The organism is Glycomyces paridis (genome assembly GCF_004912155.1).
Classification (GTDB): Bacteria; Actinomycetota; Actinomycetes; order Mycobacteriales; family Micromonosporaceae; genus Glycomyces; species Glycomyces paridis.
The window spans coordinates 154354-167567 of record NZ_STGX01000008.1 but is presented as its reverse complement, the minus strand read 5'-3'; the positions used below and the strand labels follow the sequence as shown (position 1 = coordinate 167567).

14 protein-coding genes are annotated in these 13214 nt (G+C 72.6%); 1 reads left to right on the top strand and 13 read right to left on the bottom strand.

Annotated features, from left to right (window positions below; all coding sequences use genetic code 11):
• Positions 1-23: 23 nt before the first annotated feature.
• The 13 genes from E9998_RS12510 to hisI all read right to left on the bottom strand — a co-directional run bounded on the left by E9998_RS12510 (position 24) and on the right by hisI (position 12535).
• Positions 24-1166 (bottom strand): sensor histidine kinase, encoded by a 1143-nt coding sequence (locus E9998_RS12510; protein WP_136530031.1) that lies wholly within the window; start codon positions 1164-1166, stop codon positions 24-26.
• Positions 1167-1425: 259 nt separating this feature from the next.
• Positions 1426-2196: a methyltransferase domain-containing protein gene (locus E9998_RS12505; protein WP_136530030.1), complete on the bottom strand. Its 771-nt coding sequence runs from the start codon at positions 2194-2196 to the stop codon at positions 1426-1428.
• A gap of 370 nt (positions 2197-2566) precedes the next feature.
• Positions 2567-3331, bottom strand: coding sequence for a WecB/TagA/CpsF family glycosyltransferase (locus tag E9998_RS12500; RefSeq protein WP_136530029.1), 765 nt, complete (start codon positions 3329-3331; stop codon positions 2567-2569).
• Positions 3331-4314, bottom strand: a complete 984-nt coding sequence (locus tag E9998_RS12495) for an NAD-dependent epimerase/dehydratase family protein (RefSeq protein WP_136530028.1) — start codon at positions 4312-4314, stop codon at positions 3331-3333. Before E9998_RS12495 ends, E9998_RS12500 begins: the two co-directional genes overlap by 1 nt.
• Positions 4315-4397: 83 nt before the next feature.
• On the bottom strand, positions 4398-5333 hold the full coding sequence (locus E9998_RS12490; RefSeq protein WP_136530027.1) for a hypothetical protein: 936 nt from the start codon (positions 5331-5333) through the stop codon (positions 4398-4400).
• A gap of 13 nt (positions 5334-5346) precedes the next feature.
• Positions 5347-5847, bottom strand: a complete 501-nt coding sequence (locus E9998_RS12485; RefSeq protein WP_136530026.1) for a GNAT family N-acetyltransferase — start codon at positions 5845-5847, stop codon at positions 5347-5349.
• 355 nt (positions 5848-6202) lie between these two features.
• The gene (locus E9998_RS12480) at positions 6203-7357 is read right to left on the bottom strand and encodes an FAD-dependent oxidoreductase (RefSeq protein ID WP_136530025.1); all 1155 of its coding nucleotides are present in this window, start codon (positions 7355-7357) and stop codon (positions 6203-6205) included.
• A gap of 29 nt (positions 7358-7386) precedes the next feature.
• Entirely contained in the window at positions 7387-8532 is a 1146-nt protein-coding gene (gene lgt, locus E9998_RS12475; RefSeq protein ID WP_136530024.1) for a prolipoprotein diacylglyceryl transferase, read from the bottom strand.
• A 104-nt stretch (positions 8533-8636) separates the two neighbouring features.
• A complete protein-coding gene (trpA, locus tag E9998_RS12470; protein WP_136530023.1) occupies positions 8637-9425 on the bottom strand; it encodes a tryptophan synthase subunit alpha in 789 nt (262 codons plus the stop codon).
• Entirely contained in the window at positions 9422-10636 is a 1215-nt protein-coding gene (trpB, locus tag E9998_RS12465; RefSeq protein ID WP_136530022.1) for a tryptophan synthase subunit beta, read from the bottom strand. The genes trpA and trpB overlap by 4 nt, the downstream gene beginning before the upstream one ends.
• 85 nt (positions 10637-10721) lie before the next feature.
• Positions 10722-11528, bottom strand: a complete 807-nt coding sequence (trpC, locus tag E9998_RS12460) for an indole-3-glycerol phosphate synthase TrpC (RefSeq protein WP_204745411.1) — start codon at positions 11526-11528, stop codon at positions 10722-10724.
• On the bottom strand, positions 11529-12113 hold the full coding sequence (locus E9998_RS12455; RefSeq protein ID WP_136530021.1) for a Trp biosynthesis-associated membrane protein: 585 nt from the start codon (positions 12111-12113) through the stop codon (positions 11529-11531).
• Positions 12110-12535 (bottom strand): phosphoribosyl-AMP cyclohydrolase, encoded by a 426-nt coding sequence (hisI, locus tag E9998_RS12450; protein ID WP_136530020.1) that lies wholly within the window; start codon positions 12533-12535, stop codon positions 12110-12112. Before hisI ends, E9998_RS12455 begins: the two co-directional genes overlap by 4 nt.
• Here hisI and E9998_RS12445 point away from each other — a divergent pair.
• A complete protein-coding gene (locus tag E9998_RS12445; RefSeq protein WP_136530019.1) occupies positions 12534-13208 on the top strand; it encodes a RibD family protein in 675 nt (224 codons plus the stop codon). The genes hisI and E9998_RS12445 overlap by 2 nt on opposite strands.
• Positions 13209-13214: the final 6 nt, after the last annotated feature.

The window sequence follows — 13214 nt, the reverse complement described above, 5'->3', positions numbered from 1 at the left end:
TGCGCGCCAAGGCGGTGCGGTGGTCAGTCGGTGCCGGGGCCGCGGGGCAGGTCTGCTTCGACGGCGAAGCCGCCCCCGGGCCGGGGCGCGGCGCTGAAGGTGCCGCCGCCGGCCTGGACCCGTTCCATCATCCCGGTGATGCCCTGGCCGAGGCGGTCGAGGTCGACCGGTCCGCCGCGGCCGTCGTCTTCGACGCGCACGCGCAGGTTTTCGGCGCCGCAGTCGATCCGGACGCGGGCAGTCGTGGCTTCGGCGTGGCGGATGACGTTGGTCAGGGACTCCTGGACGACGCGGTAGGCGGTGGCTGCGGTGCTCGCGGGCACGGTCTCGGGGTCGCCGGTGACGGTGTACTCGACGTCGAGGCCGCCTTTGCGCACGCCGTCCACGAGGGAGGGTATGTCGGCGATGGCGCCGGTCGGGCGCAGTTCGGGCTGGAGGCCTTTGCGCAGGGGCGCGAGGGTGGCGCGGAGGTCGCGCAGGGCCCGGTTGGAGGCGTCGCGGATGGCCTGGAGGTTCTCGACGGCCTCGGGCGGGGTGCCGGGGTGCTTGTCTAGGACGTGCAGTGCCACACCGGCGTTCATGCTCACCACGGCGAGGCTGTGGCCGACGACGTCGTGGATCTCGCGGGCCATCTGGACGCGTTCGTCGGCTCGGTAGCGCTCATGTTCGGCCTCGCGTTCGCGCGCCCTGGCGCGGCGGGCCTCACGGACGATCCGCCCGCCGGCGGCGGCGATGCCGAGCCACACGACGGTGATGCTCGCGTTGACGAGGAGGTCGGCGGATTCGCCGAGGACGAAGGTCTGGTAGGCGGTGTTGACGACGAACAGGACGCCGAGGACCGCCAGGAGGGTCTTGAGCGGTCTTGCGAAGGCGTAGAAGAAGACGGCGACGGCCGGGAGCATGTAGACGGGGCCTTCGGGGAGGCCGAGGTAGAGGTAGGTGTAGAGCACTGCGATGGAGCCGGCCAGCGCGATCTCGGGCCAGCGGCGCCTGAGGGTGAGGAAGGCGGCGGTGAGCCAGATGAGCGCGAACGCGAGCGGCCCCGGGTCGTGGTTGGGGTCGGCGCCCACGGTGGTGAAGGAGGTGACCAGGCCGAGCAGGGCGGCGAGGCCGATATCGAAGACGGGGGCCGGGAGTCTGCTCCGGGCGGGTGCTGGCGCGTTCACGGTTTCAGGCTACGGTCCCGGCACCTGCGTTGGCCTCGGCGGCGGAGCGTAACGGCGTCTACGTTCACCGACGTAGACGAGGGTTCGAGCGAGCATTGTACAACGTACAACGTACAACGTACAACGTACAACGTACAACGTACGGACTACGACATCGAGCCGCGGACGCTAACGCTCTCCGTACGGCGTACATCGACGCGACGCATCGCAGCTCGCCGATGAACGCCGCCGAGCACCGTTCAGCGTACGAAGAAGCCGGTCAGCGCATGGGTTTGCGGGCGAGAAGGTGGATGTTGGTCGCCATGTCACGGAAGGGAACTCGGGAGGCGGTGGCGAGTTCGAACTCGCGCAGGGCTTCGCCGGTGCCGTTCTCCGACTGCGGGGTGGAGGCCGGGAGGAGGTCGCCGACCACGCCGACGCCGTGGACCTGCTCGGTGACCAGGCCCGAGCCGCCGACGAGGGCGGTGAGGGTGGCGGTTTCGAATCGGCGCTTGATGGTGTCGCGGCCTTCGGCGATGCCGTCGAGGTGCACGAGGAGGTCGAGCGCGGTGGTGAACTGGCCCGAGAGGGCCTTGCCGAGGACGGCTGCGATGCGGTTGGCGACGAGGATGCTGACCGCGCCGCCGGACGCGCAGACGGCCGCGAGGGCGTCGAGGGCTGAGTCGGGGTAGTCGACCATTTCGAGCACCGAGTGGCAGAGCACGAGGTCGGCGCTGGCGGGTTCGACGAAGTCGAGGAGTTCGTCGGCGTCGGCCTGGACGGCCTCGACCCGGTCGGTGACGCCGGCGTCGGAGGCGCGCTGGCGCAGGGAGGCGAGCGCGTTGGCACTCGGCTCGACCACGGTGACGTCGTGGCCGAGTTCGGCGAGCGGAACGGCGAAGCCGCCGGAGCCGCCGCCGACGTCGAGGATGCGGAGCGTCGCCCCCGTTCCCCCGGCGAAGCGCTCGATCTCGGCCGACAGGACCGACCACACCACGGCGATGCGAGGGTGGTGCGTCTTCTGAGCGCTCGCTTTGGGAATGTCGACCATGCGCCACAGCCTAGCGCCGTTCGGGCCCGCGAGTGACGAGGGCGGGCAGGACCTCGATGCAGGGGAAGGAGCGGCTTACGCGCAGGGGCGACGCGCCCGGAATGGGCGCGATGTGAGCGGAGGGTTCGGGGCGAAACGGACATCGATGGGCCCCCGGTTCAAACCCTGGCACTCGGGTGCGACATGGCCTCGCCGCCGGTGTTCGAACACCGGCGGCGAGGCCATGTAGTGAGGATGCTGGTGGGCCCTCGGAGACCGGAGACCGGGCGGGTTCGGGGGTCCGCGGCGAGGCAGTGTTCGCGTCCGCTCGCTCGCAGGTCGACCGTGCGGTTGGGCCGGGTGGCGACTGCCGGGGATGGTCTGACAGGTCCTAGTCGCGGAGGAAGGGGGGGCGGGTTCGGATCTGGCGGAGGTAGGCCGGGTTGTTGACGAGGTAGCGGCGCCAGAGGCGTTTGGGTTCCTTGGTGAGGCGGTAGAACCATTCGAGGCCGTTGCGCTGCATCCAGGGCGGGGCCTGGGGAACGAGGCCGGCGTGGAAGTCGAATGCGGCGCCGACGCCGAAGAGGGCGGGGGCCGTGAGGCGGTCGCGGTGGGCGGCCATCCATCGTTCCTGTTTGGGGGTGGAGAGGCCGACCCACACCAGTTGGGCGCCGGAGTCGTTGATGCGCTTGACGATCGCGTCGTCCTCGTCCTCGGTGAGGGGGCGGAACGGCGGCGAGTAGGTGCCGGCGATCTTGAGGCCGGGGATGCGGGCGATGAGCTTCTCGGCGAGGAGCTCGGGCACGCCGTCCTTGCCGCCGTAGAGGAACGAGGACCAGCCGCGTTCGGCGGCACGGCCGAGCACGTTGAGCATGAGGTCGGGCCCGTAGACGCGGTCCATCCACTCGGCCCCGGCCTTGCGCCCGGCCCACACCATCGGCATGCCGTCGGGCGTGGTGAGCCCCGAGGCGTTGTGGATGGCCAGCAGTTCGGGGTCGCGCTGCGACTCCATGACGCCGTGAACGCCGGTGACGCACACGTAGTGGCGCTCGGCGTCGTCGACCCAGCGGGTGACCTCGTCGAGCGCCATCGCCTGGTTGACGGTGGAGACGCCGACGCCGAGGACGTCGACGCGGCGGAGCTTCGAATCGCTCATTACAGGCTGTGCTTGGCCTTGACCTGGTCGTAGACCCACTCGTAGGTCTTCGACATGCCCTCGCGGAGGCTGATCGACGGCTCCCAGCCGTAGTACTTCTGGATGAGCGTGTTGTCGGAGTTGCGTCCGCGCACGCCCAGGGGGCCCTCGATGTGCTTGAGCTCGATCTCGATCCCGGCGATGTCGGCGACGAGGTAGTAGAGGTTGTTGATCGTCGTCAGCTCGGAGGAGCCGAGGTTGAGCGGCTCGGTGACGTCGCCGCGGGTGAACATCTTGGTGCCCTGGACGCAGTCGTCGATGTAGGTGAACGAGCGGGTCTGCTCGCCGTCGCCCCAGATCTCCACGGTCTTCTCGCCGGTGAGCGCGGCGAGCGCGATCTTGCGGCAGGTCGCGGCGGGGGCCTTCTCGCGGCCGCCGTCCCAGGTGCCCTCGGGCCCGTAGATGTTGTGGTAGCGGGCGATGCGCGTCTGGAGGCCGAAGTCCTCGCGGAAGTGGCGGCACATGCGCTCGGAGAACAGCTTCTCCCAGCCGTAGCCGTCCTCGGCGTCGGCCGGGTAGGCGTCCTCCTCCTTCAGCGGGGCGATGTCGGCCTCGGTCTGCTTGTAACCGGCGTAGACGCACGCGGAGGAGGAGTAGAAGAAGCGGCCGACCTCGGATTCCTTGGCGGCCATGAGCATGTGGGTGGAGGGCAGGACCGAGAGCATGCACAGGGCCTTGTTGTTCTCGATGAAGCCCATGCCGCCCATGTTGCACGCGAGGTTGTAGACCTCGCCCGCGCCGTCCCCGACGGCCTCGGTGCAGGCGGCCAGGTCGGCGAGGTCCCGCTGGAGGTTCTCGGTCCCGTCGTGGACCTGGTACCACTCGTCGAGGGGCTTGACGTCGACGGCGCGTACGGTCTTGCCCTCGGCGAGGAGGCTCGCCACCAGGTGCCCGCCGATGAATCCACCGGCTCCGGCCACTACCGCGTCCACGCTTGCCGCCATCGTCACTCCTCTTGCTCCGGGTACGGGGAAGAGCCTCAGCCTACCCGCCGGTCCGCGGCGCCCACCAGCCGGGAAATGGGGCGTCAGTCACCGTCCGGCGCGGTCGCCGGGGCCTCCGCGGCGGCCGTTTCGGGGCGCGGTCTCGGGACGCGCAGGAGTTGCGCGGGGGTGATCGCGAACTGTCGCGGGTCGGGGTCGCCGGCGATGGCCGCCTCGAAGCGCGGCGCGATGCAGTAGAGCCGCGAGGGCGGGTCGCCTAGCAGCCGCTGGACGTGGCGCAGCCGTTTGAGCTGGCGTTCGACCATCTTGAACTTCCAGCGGACGGTGCCGAGGGCCAGCAGGCGGTCCTCCTCGCCCCACACGGCGAGTTCGAGGGTGCGCATCTGGCGGAAGCGCGGGTCGGGGACGGTGATGCGCGTGGTCGCGATCGCGGCCGGGTCGTTGAGCGCCCATTCGCGGGCGAGCCGCTGGAACTCGGGGCGGCTGACGTACCGGTCGTAGCGGGCGCGGGTCATGCGCCACAGCGTGTCGGTGATGTAGCCGCGCCGCCAGCGCGGCAGGTGCTCGTCGATCATCGCGTAGGAGAAGCGCGCGAGGCGGCTGTTCATCGTCCAGAAGGGATGGTCGAGGTCGAGGGGGTTGGTCTCGGCCCGGAGGAGTCCGGCTTCGGCGAGGCCGGGGAGGATCGCGTCGAGGTCGGCTTCGGCGAGGCCGGTGGAGAGGCGGAGGTCGTGGACGGTGCGGGGCCGGATGTTGACGTCGGCGAGGATCTTGTCGACGGCGTCGTCGGGGGCCTCGCCGAGCGCGTCGGCGACGGCGGAGGCGGCGGCCTCGAAGAAGGGGCTGTCGGGTTTGAGGAAGTTGTCCTTGACCCATTCGTCCATGTCGTCGAGGCGCTGCGGCAGGGCGCCGGCGCGTGAGACGTCGGCGGGGTCGCCGCCGAGGGCGGCGTGGATGGCGACGGCCGTCTCGGGGTCGGCGACGCCCAGGGAGAGTATGGAATCGCGCAGTTCGTTCATAGCGGATGCGATGTTACACAGCCGGGGCGAGTTCGCGGAACATCACGTGGAGCCCGACGGGGCCTTCCTTGGGGTGGCGGAAGGCGCCGGGCAGGAGCGCGAGGGTCTCGAAGCCGAGGGAGTGCCAGAGGGCGACGGCGCCGGTGTTGGTGGCGACGACGGCGTTGAACTGCATGGCGGTGAAGCCGTCGGCGGCGGCGCGGGTGAGGGCGGCTTCGCCGAGCGCGCGGCCGACGCCGCGGCGGCCGAAGGCGGGGTCGACCATGAAGCCGGCGTTGGCGACGTGGGAGCCCTGGCCGGGGAGGTTGGGGTGGATCTCGACGGTCCCGGCGACGCGCCCGTCGAGGACGGCGACGAGCGCCGCGGCGGGGGCGGGCCGTTCGATCCAGTAGGTGCGGGCCCAGGACTCGGTGGTGTCCGGCGGCCACGGGTAGGTCTCGGCGGCCTGGATGATCGGTCGCATGAAGGCCCACATGGCGGGCCAGTCCTCGGGGCGGGCGTCACGGATCTGCATGGGGCGACATCGTAACGGAGGCCCGCCGGTGACGCCAGTGGTCGTGGGGCGCGGGTCCTGCCGGGGACCGCCGGGACCGGTCGGCGCGGTTCGGAGCGGTGCAGGGCTGGCGTGCCGTGGGCAGGGGCGTGCGAGGAGGGAGCCCGGGAGTTGGGCCCCCGGTCTGCAAGGGTGCCTGCGGGGTACGACATTCCGCGTGGGGAGCGGAATCGGAGGCTGTTTCAGGTCGGGAGCGGAGAGCCGCCGGATTTCGGGCAGGGGCGTGCGGCTCGGCGGTTCGGGTATTGGGCCCCCGGTTTGCAAGGGTGCCTTGGGGGTGCGACATTCCTTGCGAGGGGCGGAATCCGAGGGTGGTTCAGTTCGGGGGCTGCCAGTCGGCGAGGGCTGCGGCCTGGTTTTGGATCCACGAGTCGGGGACGGCGCGGAGGAGGCCGCGGGTGACGCCGCGGCCGCCGGAGGCGATGGTGTGGACGCGCCGGGAGAGGCGGGCGACGCGCTTGATGCGGGGCACGCGGGCCCGCTCGTAGGCGGCGAGTGCGTCGGGCACCGATTCGGGGCTGCGGCGCAGCGCCCAGGCGAAGGTGACGGCGTCTTCGAGCGCGAGGCTCGCGCCCTGCGCGAGGATCGGGGCGACGCCGTGGGCGGCGTCCCCTGCGAGGACGACGCCGCCGTTGCCGACGGTCTGGTGGAGCTTGGCGGGCGGGGGCCACACGAACCGGACCGGCTGCTGGGTGAGTTCGGAGGGCCGCGTGGCGGCGATGAACTTCCCGACGGGCGCGGGCCAGTCGGCGAACCAGCGGTTGATGAGCTCGTGCTGGATCTGCGGGGACTCCGGGCGCATCCCGCCGGGGACGGTGGCCCACCAGCAGGCCCCGGCGTGGCCGAGGTCGCCGTAGCCGAAGCGGCGGCGGTCGGGGCCGTAGATCTCGACGGCGTCGGCGGTGCGCTCGGGGGCGCGGTGGGCGGGGATGATGCCGCGGAAGACCACGGCGCCCGCGTCGGTCGTGGGCGAGGAGGGCGCGAGGAGCGGCCGGGTCGGGGAGTCGATGCCGTCGGCGGCGACCACGAGGTCGGCGTCCCAGCGGCGCGAGGAGTCCCCGGCGGCGAGGTCGACCAGGTCGATCCGGTCGACCTGGGTGGCCGGGAAGACCTCGACGCTGTCGCCCAGGCGCGAGACGAGCGCCTCGTAGAGCATCGCGTTGTGGACCATGACGGACGGCGTGCCGTCCGCCGCACCGGGAGCCGCGCCCGGGAACGAGCTCGACAACCGGTCCTCGTTGCGGATCTCGAAGCGGTCCACGGGGGTGCCGGAGGCGTCGAGGGTGGCGTCGACCCCGAGCGCGCGCAGTGCGCGCACGCCCGAGGCCCACAGGAGCATGCCGAGGTCGTCGCCCTTGAGGCGCTCGCGGCGTTCCAGGAGCGCCACGCGCCACCCGAGTCGGGACAGGACGATGGCGCTGGCCAGTCCGGCGACGCCGGCGCCGACGACCACGGCTCTTCGGTTCTGCATCTGCACCTGCCCGGGGGGAGGGGTGGCGGTCAGGCGCCGTCGCGGGCGCGGCCCGCGTCGTCCGCGGCCGGACCGTCCTCGTCGGAAGCGTTGTCGTCAGAGGCGGCGGCGGGGGCGTCGTCCTCGGTGGCTTCGCTGTCGGAGGCGCCGTCTTCCACGGCCTCGTCGGCGGTGGATTCGGCGCTGCCGTCGTTGTCCGAGGCGGCTTCGGCCTCGCCGTCACCGGGTTCGGCGTCGCTCTCGGCGTCCTCGTCCGGCTCGGGCGTGCTCGCGGTCGGCTCGGCGCCCTTGGGGAGCGCGCCGTTCACGTAGCCGGCCTTCGCGGCGGCCTCGGAGTCCCAGGGGACGGGCACGAGGGCGTCGCCGTCGAGGACGAGCACCTGGCGCCGGCCGCGGGCCAGCAGCAGGTAGGCGACGGCGGCGATGACGACGATGATGCTCATCCACTGGTTGAGCCGCAGCCCGGCGAGGTCGCCAGCCGGGTCGATGCGCAGGCCCTCGATCCAGAAGCGGCCGATGCCGTAGAGGGCGACGTAGAGGGCGACGGCGCGTCCGGCGCCGAACTTCCACTTGCGGTCGGCGAGCCACACGACGAGGGCGACGCCGAGGTTCCAGATCGCCTCGTACGCGAACGTCGGGTGGAACGCCTCGAACTCGCGGTACCCGGCCACGCGGTGCTCGGTGTCGATGGCGACGGCCCACCAGGCGTCGAGGGGCTTGCCGTACAGCTCCTGGTTGAACCAGTTGCCGAGGCGCCCGATCGCCTGGGCGACGGGGATGCCGGGGACGATCGCGTCGGCGACCATGCCGAAGGGGAGCTTCAGCTGGCGGCAGCCGAACCACACGCCGAGGGCGCCGAGGAGGACCGCGCCGGGGATGCCCAGGCCGCCCTCCCAGACCGCGATGATCTTCCACGGGTCGCCGTCGGCTCCGAAGTACGCGTCGGGGCTGGTGAACACGTGGTAGAGGCGGCCGCCGACGATGCCGAACGGCACCGCCCAGACGGCGAGGTCGAGCACGGCCCACTTCGGGGCGCCGCGGCGGCGCATGCGCGCCTCCGCGATCCAGCAGGCGACGACGATCCCGGCGAGGAGGCACAGGGCGTACGCGCGGATCGGGATGGGGCCGAGCTGCCAGACGGACTCCGACGGGCTCGGGATGTATGCGAGGTCCACAACGCGTAAACCTATCGGTTGGGCGGACGGCACGCGGCCCCGGCCTGCGCGCGAGCGCGGACCGGGGCCGAATCGTTGTGTTAGGGGGTGTTCGGGAATGCCGCTCAGCGGCGCACGCCCGCCGCGAGGTCCGCGGTGAGTTCGGCGAGGCGCTGGTGGCCCGAGGGGATGTCCTCGGTGTCGAGGTAGCAGTTGACGATGGCCGAGCCGACGATGACCGCGTCGCCGTAGGCGCCGATCTCGGCGGCCTGGTCGCCGCTGCGGACGCCCAGTCCGACGCCGATCGGCAGGTCGGTGTGGGCGCGGGTGCGCCGCACAAGCTCGGGGGCGGCCGCGGAGGTCGCTGCGCGGGCGCCGGTGACGCCCATGACCGACTGCGCGTACACGAAGCCGCGGCAGGCCGCGACGGTGGAGGCGATCCGCTCCTCGGTCGAGGAGGGGGCGACGAGGAAGACCCGGTCGAGGTCGTGCGCGTCGGAGGCGGCGATCCACTCCCCGGCCTCGTCGGGGATGAGGTCGGGCGTGATGAGCCCGGCCCCGCCGGCGGCGGCGAAGTCGCGCGCGAACCGGTCGACCCCGTAGCGCTCCACGAGGTTCCAGTAGGTCATGACGAGGATCGGGACGCGGCCGGCGACGGCCTCGGTGACCTCGAAGACCTGCCGGGTGCGGAACCCGGCCGCGAGCGCCCGGTCGGCGGCCTTCTGGATCGCGGGCCCGTCCATGACCGGGTCGGAGTAGGGCAGGCCCAGCTCGATGACGTCGGCGCCGTGGTCGATCATGATGTCGACGGCCTTGATCGAGTCTGCGAGGGTGGGGAACCCGGCCGGGAGGTACCCGACCAGTGCGGCCCTGTCCTCGGCCCTGCTGCGCGCGAACGCCGTCTCGACCCTCATGCGTCCTCCCCCTTCGCGTTCGGCTCGCCCTCGAAGCCGAAGTACTCCACGACGTTGCCCATGTCCTTGTCGCCGCGGCCCGACAGGTTGACCAGGACGCGCGAGCCGGGCTCCAGGGACTTCGCGAGGCGCAGCGCCCCGGCGAGGCCGTGCGCCGACTCGATCGCGCAGATGATGCCCTCGGTGCGGGCGAGCTTCTCCAAGGCGGCCATCGCCTCGGCGTCGTCGACCGGCTCGTAGGCGGCGCGGCCGGTGGCCGCGAGGTGGGCGTGCTCGGGGCCGACGCCCGGGTAGTCCAGGCCCGCCGAGATCGAGTGCGACTCGATCGTCTGCCCGTCCTCGTCCTGGAGGACGAAGGTGCGGGCGCCGTGGAGGACGCCGACCTGCCCGGCGGTGATCGTCGCGGCGTGGCGGCCGGTGTCGTAGCCGTCGCCGCCGGCCTCGAAGCCGTACAGCCTGACGTCCTCGTCGCCGAGGAACGCGGTGAAGATCCCCATCGCGTTCGAGCCGCCGCCGACGCACGCGGCGACGACGTCCGGGAGCGTTCCCGTGCGTTCGAGGAACTGCGCGCGGGCCTCGTCGCCGATGCCGCGGCAGTAGTCGCGCACGAGCATCGGGAACGGGTGCGGGCCGCCGACCGAGCCGATGAGGTAGTGCGTGTGGTCGACCGAGGCGACCCATTCGCGCAGGGCCTCGTTCATCGCGTCCTTGAGGGTGCGCGAACCGGTGGTCACCGGGACGACCTCGGCGCCCAGGAGGCGCATCCGGGCGACGTTGAGCGCCTGGCGGCGCGTGTCCTCCTCGCCCATGTACACGGTGCATTCGAGCCCGAAGTACGCCGCGGCGGTCGCCGAGGCGACGCCGTGCTGGCCCGCGCCGGTCTCGGCGATGATCCGGGTCTTGCCCATGCGCTTGGTCAGCAGGGCCTGGCCCAGGACGTTGCGGATCTTGTGCGCGCCGGTGTGGTTGAGGTCCTCGCGCTTGAGCCAGACCTCCACGCCGGTCTCCTCGGAGAGGCGCTCGGCGAGGTACAGCGGCGAGGGCAGGTTCCCGTACTCGCGGCCGAGCCGGTCGAGCTCGGCCAGGAACGCGGGGTCGCCCTGGGACTCGGCGTGGGCGGCTTCGAGCTCTTCGAGCGCGCTGATGAGCGCCTCGGGGACGAACCGGCCCCCGAATTCGCCCCAGTGGCCGCTGGGATCTGGATCGGGCACGGTTGTCGCTTCCCTTCTCTGACTCGTCCGGTCCGCGGACCGGTCACGGCGTTGCCGCTGGAAGTCGGTCGGTCCGGCGCCGGCCCTAGATGGGCCGGGGCGTGGCCGGGTGGGACCCGGCCGTGACCAGCTCGGCGACCGCTTCGCGCGGGCTCTTGTGCTTGACGACGCCCTCGCCGACGAGCACGGCGTCGGCTCCGGCGCTGGCGTAGCGGATGAGGTCGCGGGTGCCGCGGACGCCGGACTCGGCGACCTTGACGACGTCGCGGGGCAGTCCCGGCGCGATCCGCTCGAACACCGAGCGGTCCACCTGGAGGGTAGTCAGGTCGCGGGCGTTGACGCCAATGACTTTCGCCCCGGCCCGCAGCGCCCGGTCGGCCTCGCCCTCGGTGTGGACCTCGACCAGCGCGGTCATGCCCAGGCCCTCGATGCGCTCGTGCAGGGACACGAGGGTGTCCTGGTCGAGCGCGGCGACGATGAGGAGCACGAGGTCGGCGCCGTGGGCGCGGGCCTCCAGCACCTGGTAGGGGGAGACCACGAAGTCCTTGCGCAGCACCGGGATGTTGACCTTGGCGCGGACGGCGTCGAGGTCGTCGAGGCTGCCCTTGAAGTAGTTCGCCTCGGTGAGCACCGAGATGACGCTGGCGCCGCCGGAGGCGTACTCGGCGGCGAGGACGGCGGGGTCGGGAATGTCGGCGAGGGCGCCCTTGGACGGGGAGGCCCGCTTGACCTCGGCGATGACGCTCACGCCGCCGCCGGAGAGGGCCGCGTAGCCGTCGAACGCGGGCCGGGCGGCCGCGGCCGCCTCGCGGATGCGCTCGATGGGGATCAGGGCCTGGCGCCGTTCGAGATCGGCGCGGACTTCGGTGATGATCTGTTCCAGCACGTTCACCTAAGATCGTCCCTTCTCCTGCGCCGATGCCGTGATATTAGGCGACGAGGGGTCCTGCCCCGAGTCGAGGGCGTTCCACAGCGACACGGGGTCCTCTGCTATGGCGTCCGCGTCCGCGGGCCCGTTGTCGTACCGGTCGGCCGAGGAGGGCCAGCGGCCCGCCCGGACGGTGGTCGCGGCGCCCGCGGCGGCCAGGACGAGCCCGGCGGCGGCGAGCGTCCACGGCCAGGCACCGGCGTCGAGGTGGAGGGCGCCGGCGAGCGCGGCGGCCAGGCCCGCGAGGGCGGCCACGACGCCGAGGGCGCGGCGCGCGCGCGGGCCGGTGGCGAGCATCGCCAGGAAGGCCGCGCCGCCCGCGAGAGCGCACGGGACGGCCCAGGCGGCGAGGTCGGTCCCGGTCTGCCCGGCCGCGGAGGTGAGCCCGGTGGGGCCGGTCGCGGTGGCGGCGGTCCATTCGCGGGAGGCCGCGAGGGCGGCCAGGCCCGCGCCGGCGACGCCGGCGAGGAGGACGCGGGTGCGTTCGGCGCCGCGCCGGTCGGGCGCGGGCGGGGCGTCTGCGGGGCCGTGCTCGGCGGCTGCCGTCATGCGATCTGCCTTCCGGTAAAGCAGGTGCGGGTGCCGGTGTGGCAGGCCGGGCCGGTCTGGTCGACCTGGAGGAGGACGGTGTCGCCGTCGCAGTCGACGGCGACCGCGACGACCGCCTGGCGGTGCCCGGAGGTCGCCCCCTTGACCCAGTACTCGCCCCTGCTGCGCGACCAGTACGTGGCCTCCTTGGAGGCGATGGTGCGGCGCAGCGCCTCGGCGTCCATCCACGCGAGCATGAGGACCTCGCCCGTGTCGTGCTGCTGCGCGATCGCCGGGACGAGCCCGTCGGCGTTGAACGTCAGGTTCGCGATGGCGTCGTCGCTGCTCTGTTGGCCTTCCACGTCTACCGATTGTGGTCGCCCGCTCGCGGGGCGCGTCCACCGGGGCCCGGCCGGGGTGAATCGTGGGATGCTCGGCGTCATGGAGCGCCCTTATGTGATCGTTTCGGCCGCGATGAGTCTCGACGGCTTCCTCGACGACGACACGCCCGAACGGCTGGTCCTGTCGAACCCGGCCGATTTCGACCGGGTCGACGCGGTGCGCGCGTCGGTGGACGCGATCGCGGTCGGCGCGGGCACCGTGCGCGCCGACGACCCGCGGCTGCTGGTGCGTTCCGAGGAGCGGCGGGCGGCGCGGGTCGCGGCCGGGAGGCCGGCCTCGCCGCTGCGGGTGGTGTTCTCCCCCTCCGGGGAGCTCGACCCGGGCGCGCGGCTGTTCGACCCGTCCCTGGGCGAGCGGGTGGTGGTGTACACCAGCGCCGAGGGGCTGCGGGCGCTGCCGGTGGGCCCGGAGGCCGCCGAGGCGGTCGCGGTCGGGGACGGCGAGGTGGACTTGGCGGCGGCGCTGGCGGACCTGGCGGGCCGGGGGGTCGAACGGCTGCTCGTGGAGGGCGGCGGGGTGGTGCACACGGCGTTCTTCTCGGCGGACCTGGTGGACGAGGCGCATGTGGCGGTGGCGCCGTTCCTGCTCGGCGAGCGCGGCGGGGCGCGGTTCGTGTACGAGGCGCCGTTCCCGCAGTCGCCGCGGCGGCCGCTGCGGCTCGTGGAGGCGCGGGCGATCGGCGAGGTGGCGCTGCTGGTGTACCGGCGGGGGTGAGAACGG

What these genes read in the sequence shown, in the direction of transcription:
- E9998_RS12505 (WP_136530030.1), bottom strand. Translation starts at nt 2,196, where the DNA reads ATGGTCGACATTCCCAAAGCGAGCGCTCAGAAGACGCACCACCCTCGC.
- E9998_RS12500 (WP_136530029.1), bottom strand. Translation starts at nt 3,331, where the DNA reads ATGAGCGATTCGAAGCTCCGCCGCGTCGACGTCCTCGGCGTCGGCGTC.
- E9998_RS12495 (WP_136530028.1), bottom strand. Translation starts at nt 4,314, where the DNA reads ATGGCGGCAAGCGTGGACGCGGTAGTGGCCGGAGCCGGTGGATTCATC.
- E9998_RS12490 (WP_136530027.1), bottom strand. Translation starts at nt 5,333, where the DNA reads ATGAACGAACTGCGCGATTCCATACTCTCCCTGGGCGTCGCCGACCCC.
- E9998_RS12485 (WP_136530026.1), bottom strand. Translation starts at nt 5,847, where the DNA reads ATGCAGATCCGTGACGCCCGCCCCGAGGACTGGCCCGCCATGTGGGCC.
- E9998_RS12480 (WP_136530025.1), bottom strand. Translation starts at nt 7,357, where the DNA reads ATGCAGAACCGAAGAGCCGTGGTCGTCGGCGCCGGCGTCGCCGGACTG.
- trpA (WP_136530023.1), bottom strand. Translation starts at nt 9,425, where the DNA reads ATGAGGGTCGAGACGGCGTTCGCGCGCAGCAGGGCCGAGGACAGGGCC.
- E9998_RS12455 (WP_136530021.1), bottom strand. Translation starts at nt 12,113, where the DNA reads ATGACGGCAGCCGCCGAGCACGGCCCCGCAGACGCCCCGCCCGCGCCC.
- E9998_RS12445 (WP_136530019.1), top strand. Translation starts at nt 12,534, where the DNA reads ATGGAGCGCCCTTATGTGATCGTTTCGGCCGCGATGAGTCTCGACGGC.
- hisI (WP_136530020.1), bottom strand. Translation starts at nt 12,535, where the DNA reads ATGACGCCGAGCATCCCACGATTCACCCCGGCCGGGCCCCGGTGGACG.